15 protein-coding genes are annotated in these 16,700 nt (G+C 62.9%); 5 read left to right on the top strand and 10 right to left on the bottom strand.

What is annotated here, in order from left to right:
* Positions 1-9: 9 nt before the first annotated feature.
* The 10 genes from J4G32_RS13640 to J4G32_RS13595 form a co-directional block, all read right to left on the bottom strand.
* Entirely contained in the window at positions 10-1,443 is a 1,434-nt protein-coding gene (locus J4G32_RS13640; protein WP_210495291.1) for a gamma-aminobutyraldehyde dehydrogenase, read from the bottom strand.
* On the bottom strand, positions 1,436-2,236 hold the full coding sequence (locus tag J4G32_RS13635; RefSeq protein ID WP_210495288.1) for a gamma-glutamyl-gamma-aminobutyrate hydrolase family protein: 801 nt from the start codon (positions 2,234-2,236) through the stop codon (positions 1,436-1,438). The genes J4G32_RS13640 and J4G32_RS13635 overlap by 8 nt, the downstream gene beginning before the upstream one ends.
* Positions 2,237-2,278: 42 nt before the next feature.
* A complete protein-coding gene (locus J4G32_RS13630; protein ID WP_210495285.1) occupies positions 2,279-3,334 on the bottom strand; it encodes an ABC transporter ATP-binding protein in 1,056 nt (351 codons plus the stop codon).
* 1 nt (position 3,335) lies between these two features.
* Positions 3,336-4,139 (bottom strand): ABC transporter permease, encoded by an 804-nt coding sequence (locus J4G32_RS13625; RefSeq protein ID WP_210495281.1) that lies wholly within the window; start codon positions 4,137-4,139, stop codon positions 3,336-3,338.
* Positions 4,132-4,956, bottom strand: a complete 825-nt coding sequence (locus tag J4G32_RS13620) for an ABC transporter permease (RefSeq protein WP_246505061.1) — start codon at positions 4,954-4,956, stop codon at positions 4,132-4,134. Before J4G32_RS13620 ends, J4G32_RS13625 begins: the two co-directional genes overlap by 8 nt.
* Before the next feature lie 21 nt (positions 4,957-4,977).
* Positions 4,978-6,012: an ABC transporter substrate-binding protein gene (locus J4G32_RS13615; protein WP_210495278.1), complete on the bottom strand. Its 1,035-nt coding sequence runs from the start codon at positions 6,010-6,012 to the stop codon at positions 4,978-4,980.
* A 48-nt stretch (positions 6,013-6,060) separates the two neighbouring features.
* A complete protein-coding gene (locus J4G32_RS13610) occupies positions 6,061-6,537 on the bottom strand; it encodes a DUF3830 family protein (protein WP_210495274.1) in 477 nt (158 codons plus the stop codon).
* A gap of 114 nt (positions 6,538-6,651) precedes the next feature.
* Entirely contained in the window at positions 6,652-7,578 is a 927-nt protein-coding gene (locus J4G32_RS13605; RefSeq protein WP_210495269.1) for a LysR family transcriptional regulator, read from the bottom strand.
* A gap of 207 nt (positions 7,579-7,785) precedes the next feature.
* Complete coding sequence (locus J4G32_RS13600) at positions 7,786-9,783, bottom strand: hydantoinase B/oxoprolinase family protein (RefSeq protein WP_210495265.1); 1,998 nt, start codon at positions 9,781-9,783, stop codon at positions 7,786-7,788.
* A 2-nt stretch (positions 9,784-9,785) separates the two neighbouring features.
* The gene (locus tag J4G32_RS13595; RefSeq protein ID WP_210495262.1) at positions 9,786-11,834 is read right to left on the bottom strand and encodes a hydantoinase/oxoprolinase family protein; all 2,049 of its coding nucleotides are present in this window, start codon (positions 11,832-11,834) and stop codon (positions 9,786-9,788) included.
* A gap of 87 nt (positions 11,835-11,921) precedes the next feature.
* Between J4G32_RS13595 and J4G32_RS13590 the strand changes: the two genes are divergently transcribed.
* The 5 genes from J4G32_RS13590 to J4G32_RS13570 are packed head-to-tail and all read left to right on the top strand — an operon-like array spanning position 11,922 to position 16,689.
* Positions 11,922-12,746 carry an IclR family transcriptional regulator gene (locus J4G32_RS13590; protein ID WP_210495259.1) on the top strand — a complete coding sequence of 275 codons (825 nt, stop codon included), beginning with the start codon at positions 11,922-11,924 and terminating at the stop codon, positions 12,744-12,746.
* Between the two features lie 17 nt (positions 12,747-12,763).
* Positions 12,764-13,849 carry an ABC transporter substrate-binding protein gene (locus tag J4G32_RS13585; RefSeq protein WP_210495256.1) on the top strand — a complete coding sequence of 362 codons (1,086 nt, stop codon included), beginning with the start codon at positions 12,764-12,766 and terminating at the stop codon, positions 13,847-13,849.
* Positions 13,849-14,985 carry an ABC transporter ATP-binding protein gene (locus tag J4G32_RS13580; protein ID WP_210495255.1) on the top strand — a complete coding sequence of 379 codons (1,137 nt, stop codon included), beginning with the start codon at positions 13,849-13,851 and terminating at the stop codon, positions 14,983-14,985. The genes J4G32_RS13585 and J4G32_RS13580 overlap by 1 nt, the downstream gene beginning before the upstream one ends.
* Complete coding sequence (locus J4G32_RS13575) at positions 14,982-15,839, top strand: ABC transporter permease (protein WP_210495254.1); 858 nt, start codon at positions 14,982-14,984, stop codon at positions 15,837-15,839. The genes J4G32_RS13580 and J4G32_RS13575 overlap by 4 nt, the downstream gene beginning before the upstream one ends.
* The gene (locus tag J4G32_RS13570; RefSeq protein ID WP_210495253.1) at positions 15,829-16,689 is read left to right on the top strand and encodes an ABC transporter permease; all 861 of its coding nucleotides are present in this window, start codon (positions 15,829-15,831) and stop codon (positions 16,687-16,689) included. The genes J4G32_RS13575 and J4G32_RS13570 overlap by 11 nt, the downstream gene beginning before the upstream one ends.
* Positions 16,690-16,700 lie beyond the last annotated feature (11 nt).

Raw genomic sequence — 16,700 nt, 5'->3', positions numbered from 1 at the left:
CTGCCCGCGTCAGCGGCTGTGGGCGAACATCACGTGGCGGACCTGGGTGTATTCGGTCAGGCCGGTCATCGACAGATCGCTCCCGTAGCCGGATTGGCGCATGCCGCCATGCGGCATCTCGGTGGCAAAGACCCCATGGGTGTTGACCCATGTCACGCCGTAGCGCAAGGCAGACGACAGCGCTGTGGCGCGGCCGAGATTGCGTGTCCAGATCGAAGATGCCAGCCCATAGGGCGACGCATTGGCCCATTCCACGACCTGTGCCTCGTCCCGAAACGGCGTGATGGAGACGACGGGTCCAAAGACCTCCTTCCGCACGATCTCGGAATCGGGCTCAGCCGCAATCAGGGTGGGCTCGTAGAAGAAGCCAGCCCGCGCGGCCGGGCGGCCTCCCGTGACAACCTCGGCGCCGCCCGCGCGGGCGCGATCCACGAAGCCCGCCACCCGGTCCCTCTGCCGCGCGGTAATCAGCGGTCCGAACTCCGCACGCGGGTCGTGCGGATCCCCATAGGGCAGCTTGGCGATCGCCGCGCTCAAGTCGGAAACGAGACGATCATAGATCGGAGCCGCCGCGTAGATGTGGCAGGCTGCCGTGCAATCCTGCCCGGCATTGTAAAAACTCGCCTCTTTGAGCGTCTCGATCAGCCCAGAAAGGTCGGCATCGTCGAACACGATGACGGGGGCCTTGCCGCCGAGTTCCAGATGGGTGCGTTTCATCGTGCCCGCAGCAGCCGCCAGAATCTTTTGGCCGGTGCCGACATCACCCGTCAGCGAGATCATCCGGACGGCCGGATGCGAGACAAGCCGATGCCCGACAGTGGCGCCGTTTCCCGTCACCACATTGACAACGCCCGGCGGCAGGACGTCGGCAAAGATTTCGGCGAGCTTGAGGAGCGACAGGGGCGTGTGTTCGGACGGCTTGATCACCACCGTGTTGCCGGCAGCAATCGCGGGCGCGATCTTCCAACTGGCCATCAGCAACGGATAGTTCCACGGCGCGATGGAGGCAACGACCCCGACCGGATCACGCCGCAGCATGCTGGTATGCCGGCTGTTGCGATACTCTCCCGCGGGCGCACCAGGCATCGTGCGGGCAGCCCCGGCGAAGAAGCGGAACACATCGACGACATTCGGGACTTCGCCGCCGAGAACGTAGCGGTGCGGCTTGCCGCAATTGAGCGCCTCGAGATCCGCAAACCCCGCGGCATGAGCCTCGATCCGCTCGGCGATCCTCAGGAGCGCGTGCGACCGCTCGCGCGCAGAGAGCAAAGCCCATGAGGGAAACGCCGCCTCCGCAGCCAGGACAGCACGGTCGACCTGGGCATCGCTAGCGGTGCCCATGGACGCAATCAGTTCGCCCGACGCCGGGTTCATCACGCGCTCCGCAGCGCCGTCGCCCGCCTCGAAACGGCCATTGATGAAAATCTCCGCGCGATCAGACATCGGTCATTCCTGTTGTTGAATCGGCGCTCAGGCCGGTGAGCGAGGAGGCGCGCATCATCTCTCCGAAGTGCCGAAAGAGGGCCTGCGCTGGGGGATTGTTCTCGACATTCCATTCAGGATGCCATTGGACGGCGAGGACAGGCGCCGCACCGATCTGGCCGGACACCGCTTCGACGAGGCCATCCTCCGCTGTCGCCTCCACCCGCAGGCCATCGGCCAACCGCTCGATGCCCTGGTAGTGGACCGAATTGACCGCGATGGCAGGTTGCCGAAAGACGCCCGACAGCATGCCGTCCGGCACAATCGCGACCGCGTGCGTCCATCCGAACATCGCCTCGAGGTCGGCTTCCGGCGGTGCATGGTGCGCGTGCTCGTGGGAGGCGCCAAGGTCGCGCCGCAAGGTGCCGCCAAGCGCCACGTTGATCTCCTGCAAGCCGCGACAGATCCCCAGAACGGGACGGGCGCGGGCGCCCATGGCCTGCAGCATGCGGGCGACGACCTCGTCGCGATCGTGGTCGAAAGGTCCGTCGTCGAGGGCTTCAGCTCCGTAACTGAGGCTCGCGATGTTCGAGGGGCTGCCGGTCAGCAGCAAGCCGTCCAGCATGCCCGCCAGGCGTGGTGCGTCGATAAGATCGGGCAGACTGGGAATGATCAGCAGCGATGCGTCGATGTAGGTCGCGGCGGCCACGAGGTAGCGCCGCATCACGCTGGCGGCCTGCTCCTCGCCGACAGTGCGGTTGCAGGCGACGACACCGAGCAGGGGTCTCGCGGCCTCGCGCCGATCTTCAGCCATTGTGTTTCATCCTCGGGGGCTCGCCGTAAAGGGCCTTGACCGTCAACCGTCGATCACCTGCGCGCGTCCGTCGCGCACACGCACGGCGACGGTCTCGCCGGGTGCGTAGAAATCCGTTCCCGGCGCAAGGCACTTGATCCGAAGATCCCCGACGCGCAGCACGTACCGGATGCGCGCACCCAGGAAGACGCGCGTGACGACACTCGCCATGAAGGTCTCGTCCGCGGCAGCCTCCGGCGGCAGCAGGAGAAGATCCTCCTGGCGCAGAATGAGTTGCGCAGTCTTGCTCGTCGGCGTTGCGGCCGGGACGGCGACGGACGCGCCAGACGCGAAGTGGGCGCGCTTGCCATCCGAACCGTCTTTCACCTCCGCTGCAATGAGATTGGCCGAGCCGAGAAACTCCGACGCGAAGCCTGTCCGGGGGGAAGCATAGATGTCCTGCGGGCCTCCGACCTGTTCGATCCGGCCGCCATTCATGAGGACGACGGTGTCGGAAAGGCTCAGGGCCTCCTCCTGGTCATGGGTCACGAAAACGGTGGTGAGCCCGAGTCGTCGATGCAACTCGATCAGTTCCACCTGCATGTCTTCGCGCAGGCGCGCATCCAGATTGGACAAGGGTTCGTCGAGAAGCAGGATCTTGGGATCCGACACGATGGCCCTCGCCAGGGCGACCCGCTGCTGCTGCCCGCCGGACAATTGCCGTGGCATGCGATCCGCCAGATGGGCAAGCTGAACCGTCTCCAGCACCACCCGGACCCGTTCCTCCTGCTCGGCACGAGAGCCGCGCTTGCGCATGCGCAGCGGGAACCGGACGTTCTCGCGCACACTCATGTGCGGCAGCAACGCGTAGGACTGGAACATCATCGCGATGTCGCGATCTTCCGGCGGCACATGCGTCACTTCGCGTCCATCGATGGTGAGCGATCCGCGCGTCAGGCCCTCCAGTCCGGCGATGATGCGCAGAAGGGTTGTCTTGCCGCAGCCGCTCGGCCCGAGCAGGCTGACAAACCGCCCGCTCTCGATGGTCAGCGAAATTCCGTGCAGCACATCAACGGGCCCGAAGGCCTTGACGATCCGGTTGAGTTCGAGCGTTGCCATATCAGGTGCCGACGAAACGTTGGATGCCGAGAAGTCGGTCGATCGTTGCGATCAGCGCGATGGTGATGCCCATCATCAAGGTCGAGACGGCGGCGACGGTCGGATCGGGGCTGAATTCCAGCTGGTTGTAAATCTGGATCGGGAGGGTGACGAGATCGGGCGTGCGCAGGAACAGAGCAACGACCGCCTCGTCGAACGAGATGTTGAAGGCGAAGAAGGCGCCTGCCGCAAGACCCGGCAGGCATTGCGGAAGCACCACAAAAAGAATCCGCTGCACGCGGCCAGCCCCCATGGTGCGCGCGGCCTCCTCGAGAAAGGGGTCGGAATCGGCCAACACCGCAAGGGTGGTGCGGATCACGTAGGGCAGCGCGACGACCACGTGGCCGATCCAAAGGGCCAAGAACGACACGGGTCCGACCATCGCGCTCCAGAGCATCAGCAGCCCGATGGCGAAGATGATCGACGGCAGGATCAGCGGCGACAGGAACAGGCCGGACATCAACGCCGTGCCGGGAAGCCGCCCGCGATGAAGCGTGATGGCCGCACCGGCTCCGATCACACTCACCGCCACCGTCACCAGGACGGCAAGGCGCAGGCTCGTGAAGAGCGCCTGGACATAGGCGCTGGACTCGAAGATGGCGCCGAACCAGCGCAGGCTGAACCCGGTCGGCGGGAAAGCGATGAACTGGCTTTCGGACACCGAAACCCCTGCCACCACGATCAAGGGCGCGAGGACGAAAATCAGCGTGAGGCCGACGAACGCGACGGCGAGCACGCGCACGGCATTGGGCACACCCTTAACCATTGCGGCGCCCCGAGAGCTTGATGTAGGGCGTCAGCACGAGAAGGACGCCGACGAGCAGGATCACCGACTGCGCAGCGGCGAAATTCCATTCGAGCGTCTTGGTGGCCGCATCGTAGATGGATGCCGCCACGACTGGCAGCCGCACCCCACCGAGCAGCGAGGGTGTCACGAACGAACTGACCGAGAGGGTGAAGGCGAGCAACGAGCCTGCCAGAATGCCGGGCATCGCGAGCGGCAGGACGACGGTCCGCAGGGTGCCCATGAAGCTTGCGCCCATGGTGCGCGCGGCTTCTTCCAGGCGCCGGTCGATCTTCATCACCACCCCCAGGATGGAAAGCGTCGTGAAGGGCAGGAGAACTTGCACCATGCCGATGACAATGGCCGCTTCCGTCTGCATCATGGAGAAGTTGCGGCCGACAAAACCCAGTTTCCACAGGGTAGACGGAACGAGGCCGCCGCGCCCGAGCAGCACCATCCAGCCGAATGTCCGCACGACAACGCTCGTCATAAGCGGGAGGATGATCAGCACCACCAGCCAGAGCCGCAACCGCGGGCTGACGCGCGCCATCACGTAGGCGAGGGGGAACCCGACGGCGGCACAGATCGCGGTGATCAGGAGCGACAGATAGACAGTTCGCCAGACGATGCCGAGATAATATGCATCCGTGAGAAAGCGCGTGTAGTGGAGCGTCGTAAAGCCGCCGTCGGGGCCGACGACGCTCAGGCGCACCATCTCGGCAATCGGGAACAGGAAACCCAGGCCGATGAGCAAAAGGCCGGGGCTCGCAAGAGCGAAATCTTCGAGACGATCGCGCATCATGGAGCCCCGGTGAATGGTTTAACGTGCAATCAGCTTCTTCCAACGCTCCACGAGGGAAGCGCGGGCCGCGTCGACCTCGACGGGATCGAAGCGCATCAGACCGGCAACCGCCTGCTCGCCATAGATGACCTCCTTGGCAAGCGCATCATCGAGCTTGGCGGCCTTGTTCGTCGGGGAGTAGCGCAGCTCGTTTGCCCAACCGGCCTGCACGGCCGGCGACAGCGAGAAGTCGATGAACTTCTTGGCCAGATCCTGGTTGGGACGGTTCGCCACGAGGTTCGCAGTCAGGTAAACGCCGGGCGTGCCTTCCTGGCCCTGAACAAATTCGATCGGCAGGCCGGCTTTGCGCAGCGTGTAGGCGTAGTCCTGCGCATAGGGCGCAACCCACGCGTCGTTCTGGGCAAAGTTCTGCTGAAGCTCGGGCGAGGTCGACACCACGACCGCGCTGTCGAGCAGGGCTTTCACCGCGGTGAAACCGGGCTCAGGGTTCTTGATGTCGCCGCCCTTCACCTTGTTCAACATCAGGAAGCCGAGCAGGCCATAGCTGTTGGACAGGTCGGTCAGGACCACATGATCCTTGTAGGCCGGGTCCCAGAGATCCGCCCAGAGAGCGGGCTTCTTCGGAGCCTTGTCCTTGTTGTAGAGAAGGCCGATGGCGGCCACCGCGTGAACCGGTCCCTCGCCGCGCGAGAGTCCCTCGACAGCAAAGGGATAAAGATCCTTCGCGTTCGACAATTCGCTCGCCTTGATGGGGCTGATGAGACCGTCGCGGGCCGCAACGATTTCCTGCCCTCCCGAGAAATGGATCACGTCGAATTGCGGCGACGCCTTCTGGGCGCGCAACTGGGCAAGCGCGTCGGCCGAATAGGCCGTAATGACCTGCACGTCCACGTCGTACTGCTTCATGAACGGCTCGATCACCAGCTTGCGGTGAATCTGTTCATAGGCGCCGCCATACGAGTTGATGACCAACTTGTCTTTGGCAAGAGCGGGCGCGGCGAGGACGCCGGCAAGGAGGAGCGTAGCGGTGATCTGTGAGACTCTGGCAAGCATTGTTGTCACCCTCTGGTATCGGTTGCGCAGGAGCAGGCTAGAGATCCGTCAGCCGAGACGGCCGATCTCGACCGTTTTGATTCCCTCCGCGCGGATGCTGCGGCAGGCTTCGGCGACGGCCTCGAGACCGTCGGTCATGCGGCCGAAAATGTTGCAGGGCGTCCAGCCGATGGGGCCGAAGATACGTCCCCCATTGTCGTAGAACATCCCGACTTCCCAGAATTCGTCCGTCATGCCCTTCATCATGTTCTTGGCCTGGTAGAACCACAGCAATTCGCCGGCGACCGGAAAGCAGGTCTGGTTCTCAGCCGGGATCGACAGCGGATCGAAGGTCTGCGCCTCGGGCGGCAAGCCAGTCATGATTTCGGGGCCAGCAAACATCGCGTGGCCAGCCGGAACCTGAATCGGCTTGGCAAGCGCGTTCCAGAGCGTCTCGCAGGTGACCGGGGCATTCTCCCAGTACAGCTCGATCGTTCCCTGAACCTGTTTTTCCACGAACTTCAAATAAAGGTTGCGCTTCGTCATGCCTTACATCCCCAAGGCCGGATAACACACCGGCGTTCGATCTGATTGAAGCGTCGCAGGCGGTCCCGAGGCTGTCCAATTATCGTTCTCTATGCGGTCGATAAAACTATTTTATCAGGAAATGGTCTCCACCCAGGCCAGTCCCGGCTCGATTTCCTCGCAGAATTCCAGCGCCGTCCGTCGGGCGAGCTCAGCCACCCGCTCCGTCAGCAGCAGCCCCGGCACCGGGTGATAGCTTGCGATGAAGGCAAGCGGTGGAAAGGGTTTACTGACCTGTACGGAGACAAGTTCGCCCGACTTCAGCTCCCGCTGAACATTGATCGTCGGGATGGCCGCGACCCCGAACCCGTCGATGGCGAGCCGGATCATGGTAGGCAGCGAATTGGAATTGGAGAGTTGGGAGGCCAGCACGCTCTCGTCCTGAAAATAGGGAGCGATCATCCGGTAAGGCGGCGAGCCGCGTTGAAAGGTGATGAGCGGCATCGCGCCCAGCTCCGCAACACTGTACACCCTGTCTCGGTCGATCAGGCGGGGGCTTCCGACCCATGACATGGCGTAGTTGCAGATCACGAAGCTGCGATAGCCCTCCTCGAGCACAGGATCGAGGCAGAAGCTGATATCGAGATCGCCACTCTTCAGGTGCTGGAGCAAATTGACCGTCGTATCCGCGACAATCTCGATCTGCGCGCCGGGATAGATATGGCGCAGACGGTCGTAGAGGCGCGGCAGCCAGGTCTGCACGATGGCATCGATGGCGCCGATCCTCAGGGTCACCGCAATGGCGTCCGGGCTCGTGAAGCCGAGCCTCAGATTGTCGAAATCGGCCAGCATCTTCTCGATGACCCGAAGCGCCTCCTGGCCCGCCGGCGTGAGGTGGAACGTGCGTCCCTCGCGTGAAACGAGCTGCACCCCCAGCGATCGCTCGAGTGCCGCCAATCGGGACGAGATTGCCGGCTGGGTGGTGTTCAGGAAAGCCGCCGTCCGCCCGAAATGACGCAGGCGCGCCAGATGCACGAAAGTCTCAAGATTCGCGAGCTTCATCGGCGCGGCCTTGCCGATACCCGCCACAGGTGCTCAGCATCTCGAGCTGCACGCATGAACTCGCCAACGCCAGCAGCCGCGAGACCGCCGTCCAGACGCTTCCCTGCTCGACCCTGCTCGCCCGACCCGCTGACCATCGGGCGACCTTAGCGCCCGGTCGCGGGTGATGTCTGCCCTTTTCTGGACGCAGGACCGCTGGCGCCACGATCAAACCGAATCGCTGCTGTCCGGATGCCCGTCGTCCCGCCCTTGAAACCGCCGTGACACCTGCTCCACCACCTGCCGTGTGCGGTCGGTTCCAATGGGGACCTTCCCGGACGCCAGCTCGCGGCGGCTCCGTTCAAGAACGATCCGCCTGAGACCGATCGGAACCTTCAGGACCGCATCGGAGAGCGCCCCGCTGGTCTCCGCGGGCCAGATCGCTTCGTATCGCTGCTGTTCCGCACCCGCGGAACACTGCCATCGCTGATCGGATCGAGGGCGCGCTTCGCGCAGGGCGCGCGTACGCGATCCGTCCACCCGTCCGTCGAGAACAACGACCCCATAATTGTCAGCGGCCTGCTCGGCCGTGAGCAACTCATCGAGGACATCCCGCAGGACGCTCTCGGGAGCACGCGCGAAGGCATCGCCGAAACCGCCGCCGCAGGGCGAGATCATGCGCAGGACGTCCCCTTCCAGCATCGTCAGCACCTTAATCTTGCCGATTGGGCGAGCCTCGCCATCGCGCACGAGGAAGGTCCGGCCGTTGTGGCCCGGCTCCCCTCCGAAGGCGCCCCACGGCTGAAAGCGAAACCGGTCGAGACCACGCACGGTGATCTTGACCTCCGGGGCCCGGCATTCAAGCTCGATGCACACGGCGGCTCCACCGCGGAAGCGCCCATGGCCGAAAGCCGAGGAAACCAGTTCGTGTCTGCGGACAATCAGGGGTGTTTCGACCTCCACATGCTCGATCGGTGTACTCTTGAGGTACCCGATCATCGTGTCTGTGGCGTCCACGCCATCGGCGCGGACGCGTCCGCCCGATCCGCCGGAAAAGGGCTCGACCACCGTCACACGATTACGGCCTGTCTGCGGGTCGATCCAGGACGCGCTGATGATGCCGGCTTGACCTGCCCCGCAAGCCGCGATTCCGCCGTCGATCGCCTGGTTGAGGCAACCGAGGAGAGCATCGTATGTGCGCATCACCGCCACCCAGCGGTTTCCCATGGCGGCAGGAAATTCTGCGTTCATGATCGTGCCGGGGGGCGCATAGGCGGTGATGGAGCGAAGAATGCCGCCGTTGATCGGAATCGAGGGCTCCACCGTCTGGATGTAGTTGGTCAGGGCCAGGCACAGGAACGGGTGCGTGCGGCTCCCCGTGCCGAAATTCAACGCCGCGTGAACCTGTGGTGAACTTCCCGAATAATCGATAGCCGCCTCGCTCCCGGCAATCGTCAGGCGGCACTGGATGTTGATCGCATCATCGGCCGAATCGGTCTCGAGGTAATCGGCGAAATGATAGGTGCCGTCGCGGAGACGCCCAATGACCGCGCGCGCCTTCTGGTCCGCGTAAGACAGAACGTTCTCGATCCCCGTCTGGAAGCTCTCAACCCCGACCTTCTCGCTCAGAAGAACGACCCGTTCGTTGAGCAGGCGCATGGCCGCCATCAGCGCTTCGATGTCGCCCCAGACCGCATCGCCGATCCGTGAATTGTCACGCAGGATATCCCGGATGGTGGTGTTCATTTCGCCGGCATCGACGAGCTTCATAGGCCGAAGCCGCAAGCCCTCCTGGAAGCATTCGGTCAAGTCCGGCGAGATGCTGCCGGGGACCGCGCCGCCAATATCAGACGCGTGCACGAAGGACCATGCAAAGCAGATGAGCGTCCCACCGACGAAGACAGGCCGGACAAGATGAATGTCCATCTGATGTGTCACCAATCCGCCGGTTTGAAACGGGTCGTTCGAAATCAGCACATCGCCGGGAATCAGCGCGGCAAGATCGAAATTATTCAGGAAGCCGGCGATCGACTGACCACTTCCCGAGGTGACGCCCGTCATCGTCGGATATGCAAAAAATTCGCCTGACAGGCTCGCCAGCGCGACCTGGAAATCCTGCGTCTGCTTGACGAAGGTAGTGTGCGCCGTGCGGTACGCGACAGTTGCGGCCTCCTCGGCCATGGCCGTGAAGCGGTTCTTCATGATCTCGGTCAAAACAGGGTCCATCGTCAGTCCTTCATCATCTCGAGGTCGCCGAAGAGGCCGATGCGCGCGGTGTATCCGGGAGGGACGAGCACCGTGGCGAGATCCTGCTGGACGATCGCTGGACCAGCGCACGACCAACCGACGTTCAGCGTCCGCCACGCGAAGACAGGGGTGTCCTCCCGCCATTGCCCGGCGAACCGGACGCTCCGGGACGCGAGGTTCATGGCCCTGTCTGCAGCCGCCGCGGGTGCTGCGATAGCTTGAGGCTTGGCCTGTCGACCGCTTGTTCTCAGCCGAAGGTCGTCGATCACCACCTCAGCGCTGCGGTCGGCATGGCCGAAAAGACGCTCGTGTTCGTCATGAAAGAGGGAAACGATGCGCGCGAGACTTGCGCGGTCCTGAATCGCCTCCGTCAGATCGACCGGAATGGTGAAGGATTGCGCCGCATAGCGCATTTCCGCGAGATAGAGTCGATCCGTACCGATCACCTGCCGATCGTCGCTTTGGCGCTCCAGCCAGTGATCGCCCTGCTGCCGCAGTTGCTCGTAGTGAAGGACGAGGGCAGACTGCGTCGGGGTCGCACCGCGCAGACTGCGCACGGCGTCGTGAACCAGATCCGAGACGAGGCCTCCAAAGGCGCAGAAAACCGACGGCAGCCGCGGCACGACGATGTGCCGGATACCCATCTCGTCCGCCAATAAGGGTCCATGGACGCCGCCGGCTCCTCCGTAGATCATCAGGCTGAGGTCGGTCGTCCCGACACCCATCCGCGCGAGAAACGGCAGGACCTTCGCCAGCATGGTCGAGGTCGCGACCGCGACAGCGCTCTCCGCTGCGCCGATCACATCGGTCTTCAGCGCCGCCGCGATGGGAGCGAGTGCCTTCTCGGCAAGCGCGCGGTCGAGACGGAGCGTGCCGCCCAGCAATCCGTCTGGCGAAAGATAATTGAGAACGAGATAGGCGTCGGTCAGCGTCGGCTCGAGGCCCCCCTGCCCATAGCATGCAGGACCCGGCTGCGATCCCGCACTTCGCGGCCCGACCTTGAGAAGACCGTCATCGAGCCAGATAATCGATCCGCCGCCCGCGCCCATCGCCTCAATGGCCGTGACCGGCATCAGCAGGGGAAAGTCGCCGACTTCCGCCTGTCCGCTCGTGACGGGACGCCCGTTGTCGATCAACGAGACGTCGGTAGACGTGCCGCCCATGTCGAGCGTGAGAATGCGATCGAGGCCGAGATATCCGCCCAGCGTCTGCGCCGCCGTGACGCCCGCCGCGGGGCCGGACAGCAGGGTGTGGATGGGCAACTCACGCGCCTCCGCCGACGACATGATGCCACCGTTGGATTTCGTGATGTAGAGTCGCGCTTGCGGCAGGGTTTCTGCCAGATAGGCATCGATGCGGCCGATGTATCCTTCCATGAGCGGCTTCACATAGAGGTTGAGCAGCGTCAGTGTCGCGCGCTCGTATTCCGATTGCTGCGGCCACACCTCATGCGAGGCCATGACCGTGAGCCCGGGAAAATGACGTCGCGCCACCTCAACGGCACGGCGCTCATGCACCGGATTACGGAAGGCGTGCAGGAAGCAGATTGCGACCGCGCTTGCGCCTTTGTCGAGGGCAGCCTGAACGCCGGCAATAACGGAAGCGTCGTCAATCGGTGTGTCGACCGCGCCATCCGCCGTCAGGCGCTCGCGCACTTCGAAGACGCGTTCCCGTGGGACAATCGGTGCAGGACGCCGGTTGAACAGATCGATCGGCTTGTCGAGGCGCAGACGTGCGATGCTCAGCAGATCGCGATAGCCCTCCGTCGTTAGAAGCGCGATGGGCGGCTGAGAGCGCTCGATCACCGCATTCGTGCTGACCGTCGTGCCATGCACGATCAGAACGGGATCGTTCGGCCTTACCGCGTGGCGCGCGACCAAAGCGCTGATCCCATCGATCACGGAACGCGAGAAATCGGGGCGTGAAGTCGGGAGTTTATGACTCCCGATCTGTACGTAACCGTCGCTCTCGTCGCGCCATATCGCGAAGTCGGTAAACGTCCCGCCAATATCGACGCCGATTCGAAACATCACGCACCTCGCGAAAAACCTGCTTGACGTTAAGACAAGCCGGTGGGTACCATTTGTGTCAACCCCGTTGCTGTATATGGGACAAATATGAGTTCACTCGAGAATGCGCTGAAGATCGTCGCCCTCCTCAGCAAGGAGCGGCCGGTTTTGCGCGTGGGGGAGGTCTGTCGCGAAATCAATCTTCCCAAAAGCTCGGTCTCGCGGCTTTTGAAGACCCTCGCCGATCACGGGATGCTGGAACGTGAGAGCCGCGACATGGGCTATGTGGCGGGCAAGCGCGCGCTCATCCTCGCCGATCTCTATCTTGCCAATCACACGCTTCTCGATCTCATCGACGTGTCTCTGGACGCACTGATCGCCGAATTTCAGTTTGCGGCCTACGCGGCGGTTCTTTCGGGACCCGATATCGTGATCCTGCGCGTCAAGCACGGCACCTACCCCCTACGTCTGGTGCAGGATGTGGGCAAGCGCATGCCGGCCCACACCACATCTATCGGTCGCGCGCTTCTCGCCCGTTACAGCGACGATCAGGTCACCGCTCTTCTCAAGCAGCGAGACGCGACGCCCTCCGAGATCCGTGACGTTCTCCAGGAGATGACAGAGGTCCGCACCACAGGCGTGGCGCCAACCACAAGCACCATCATACCGGGAATATCCGCTCTCGGCGTCGGCGTGCAGGACCCGACCCGAGACGAGATGCTCGGGTTTTCCATCTCCTACCCATCCAGTGCTGCGGACGAAACGGTCCGCGCGCAGATGAGCCATCGCATTCGCCAGGAGGCCCATACGATCGGGAGCCGGCTGAAGGACCCCTACTGGGCGCGTCGCACCGTTGAGGTGAGCGCCGCCCCGTCAAAAACGCAGACAAACAAAGCGTCTGCACGAGAGCGGAAAAATCTTGCGGGTGTTTGATCAGAGGGAGTCGTGTCATGGATCTTGTCGATAAGGCCGGGATATCTCGGCGAAGCGTGATGAAAGCTGGCCTCGCCCTCGCGGGCGGGGCCGCGATGGCCGGACTCAACACCGGAGATGCGATGGCGGCCTCGGATCTTCGGATCATGATGGCCGGGGGATCGTGGAAGGAATGGGTTGCAAAGGTTTTTGCCGAACCCTTCGCAAAGGCCAACAATGTGGAGCTGGTCTGGAAGCTTGGACTGACCCAGGAGCCCATCGTGATGGCGCAGCAGCGCCGCCCGCAATGGGACCTGATCCACTCCAGTCAGACACGTGCGGGTCAGCTTGGTGCGATGGGATTGTATCTTCCGTGGACCGACGAGACGATTCCCAATCTGTCAAAGATCCATCCGTCTTTCCGCTATGAGTTTCTGGCCGGAAAATGCCACACGCCCTACGGGCTGTGCGTCAACACCGCCAAGATCAAGAAGCCGATCACCTCGTGGCTCGACCTCTGGGACCCTGAGTTGAAAGGACGGATCGCGTTTCCGGCCTGGGGCTGGGTGGGCGACGAAGTGTTCCACGCGATCAACATTGCGCTGGGCGGATCATCCGACAACATCGAGCCGGGAATCACCAAATTCAAGGAGCTGTTCAGCCAGAACCAGTGCCGCATCATCAATAATGTGGAGCACACCCGGCAGCTCGTCGACGCGCAGGAGATCTGGCTCTGCCCCTTCTTCGGCGCCAGGACGCAACAGGCTGCAGCTGCCGGCGCGCCGGTCGAGTTCGTCATTCCTAAGGAGGGCGGCCTGTCCTGGATCTGGAATACCGCGCTCATTGCCAACCGGCCCAAGGACAGCATCGCCCTGTCGCAGAAATATGCCGGCACCTGCCTTGAGGCCGAGCGCCAGATCGAGTTCGCCCGCCTCACCGGCTATCCGCCGACCAACATCGAGGCAATGAAGAATCTGCCGCCGGATCTCAAGAAACTCGAACTCAGCGACGCCGATGTCGATCTCCTTGGAAAGCTTCAGCGCCAATCGGACTACATGACGCAGTTCGCCTATCGCGACCAGTACTCGGAGCGATGGAACAAGGAAGTCGTGACAGCAAAGTAATGCTTCTCTCGGCGCCCGTCCTGCGCCGCTCTCTCGTGAGACTGAAAGGGTTCAACGACGTGCAGTCGGTTCTGACACTCGATAAGATCGTCAAACGCTATGGGACGACCACGGCCCTGGGTCCGGTCGACATCCAGGTCAAGAAAGGCGAGCTGCTGACGCTGCTCGGTCCCTCTGGCTGCGGCAAGACGACGACGCTGCACATCATTGCAGGCCTCACGAGACCAACGGAAGGTCAGCTTCTGCTCTCGGGGCGAGACATTACCAGCCTCGCCCCGCCCTATCGCGATATGGGCCTCGTCTTCCAGAACTACGCGCTGTTCCCGCACCGGACGATCGGGCAGAACATCGCCTTCGGGCTGCGGATGCGAAAGGTGCCGAAGGACGAAATCACGACCCGCGTCCGCCGGATGCTGGAGATCGTCGGCCTGCCCAATGTCGCGGATCGCTTTCCGCATCAATTGTCAGGCGGCCAGCGCCAGCGTGTGGCGCTGGCACGTGCCCTCGTGATCGAGCCTTCGATCCTTCTGCTCGACGAGCCGCTTTCGAACCTGGACGCCCTGCTGCGAAAAAAGATGCGTCTCGAACTTCGCGAGATTCAACAGCGCCTCGGCATTACGACCATCTTCGTCACGCACGATCAGGACGAGGCCTTCGAGATGTCTGACCGCGTCATTCTGATGAACAGCGGCAACATCGAGCAGGTGGGCTCGCCCGAAGATCTCTACGACCGCCCCCAGACGCGCTTCGCCGCCCAGTTCATCGGCGAGGCGAGTCTGATCGAGGGGGACGTGGTCGAGCGCGAGGGGGAAGACCTCGTCGTGGATATCGGCCACGGCCTTCTTGTGCCCGCTCGCGCCGTGACGGCCGGCATGGGACGCGGAACGCGCGCTATCCTCATGACCCGGCCCGAGCGGGTGGAACTGACGATCGCGGGCGAGGACGGAATCGCCGGAATGCGGATCGCCAAGCGTGTGTTCCAGGGCGAACGCATCCTCTTCGACCTCGAAACTCCCGGCGGACAGAATTTTCAGTGTTCGGTCCCGAGCATCGAGAAATACCGCGACCTGAAACCCGGACAGCAGGTGGGAGCGCGCTTCCAGGAATGCAGGGCCATTCCGGTGAGCCGCTCATGACGCAGGAGAAGGGTCATCGTTCGGCGCCGTTCGCCGCGGCACTTCTTGCGCCGGTCAGCATTCTCTACCTGGTCTTTCTGATCGTGCCCATCGGCTATTTTCTTGCGGTCAGCTTTCTCAAGTACTCGCCGGAGCGCCTCTATCTTCCGGAGCTGACCACCGACAATTACAGGCGCCTGCTCTCCGACGGCTACTATCGACAGATCATCTACGACACCTTTCGCATTTCCGCGATCGTGACGCTCTTCAGCCTGATCTTCGGGTATACGCTTGCCTACTTTCTCTCCCGCATGAAGAGCGCCTGGCGCGGTATTCTGATGTTTCTGATCATCGCCCCGCTGATGACCGGCGTCATCGTGCGCACCTATGGCTGGATCGTGCTGCTTGGCAGCGATGGCCTGGTCAACCGGCTCTTGATTGGTCTCGGCCTTGTGTCCTCACCGATTGGCTTGCTGAACACGGAGCCCACCGTGATCGTCGCTCTCGTGCACATCATGCTTCCCTACATGGTGTTTCCGATCTTCTCGTCCCTCGTGAGCCAGGATCCCCATCTCGTTCCCGCCGCGAGCACGCTCGGCGCGCGACCGCTTCGCACGTTTTTCGAGGTGACGCTTCCGCTCAGCCGCTCAGGAATCGTCATGGGCTCCGCCCTCGTCTTCACGCTGACGGCCGGGTCCATCGTCACTCCCGAGCTCCTCGGCGGTCGCAATGTGACGATGCTGGGACAGACGATCTACCAGCTCATCCTGTCGACGTTCAACTGGCCCCTGGGCGCAGCGGTCGCGGCCATTCTGGTGGTCTGCCAGTTCTCGGTGATCTCGCTCTATTTCCGGAAGATGCGCCGTGCCTATTGATCAGCTGGCCTCCGCCAATCCGCCGCATGCCAACCGGGCCATCGTCGAGCCGGCGATCGATCTGTCCCGCGTGGGCCGTCTCCTTTTCACGGTGGCAGTTGCGGCGCTCTATGTCTTCCTGCTGGCCCCCTTGCTGATCGTCATCTACGCATCGTTCAGTCCGGATCAGGCCAACACATACGACATCTCGCGGGCGTCGCTGAGGTGGTACCGTGCCTTCCTCGACAGCGACAGTTTTGTAAGCGCCTTCAAATTCAGCGTCATGCTGGCGCTGATCGCCTCAGTCCTCGCAACCGTTATAGGTTTCGTGACCGCCTACGGGATCGTGCGCTTCCTCGGAAAGAAACGAGAGATCGGGAGGTCACTGGCCATGCTGCCGATGATGGTGCCGCATATCCTGATCAGCCTGTCGCTGCTGCTTCTGCTGACACAGCTTCCCATCCCGGAAATGGCCGCCCTAGTGATCGGCCACGTGCTCATCTGCCTGCCATTCACGATTGCAGGAATCACCGCCAGCCTCGAGGGCGTGGACGCGGACGTGGAGGCTGCCGCCTACACGCTCGGGGCATCACGCTGGGTCGTGTTGCGCGAGGTGACTCTCCCGCTCGTGGCACCCGGGGTCCTGTCCGCGCTGATCTTCGCCTTCATCATCTCGTTTGGGGACGTCTACATCGCGCTTTTCCTGTCCGGTCCCGGCATGACGACGCTGCCGATTGAAATCTTCTCTTACATCCAGTGGGAGAGCTCGCCGGTGATCGCTGCGATCACGACGGTTCAGATCGTCATGATCGTCCTGTTCGGACTGCTGATCGAACGTCTTGTCGGTCTGCGGACCGCCATGCGGCTCTAAAATTTCGCGTC

Origin of the sequence: Microvirga antarctica, from assembly GCF_017921815.1 — a bacterium.
In the GTDB taxonomy this organism is placed as follows: Bacteria; Pseudomonadota; Alphaproteobacteria; order Rhizobiales; family Beijerinckiaceae; genus Microvirga; species Microvirga antarctica.
This window is presented reverse-complemented; position numbering and strand designations above follow the sequence as displayed.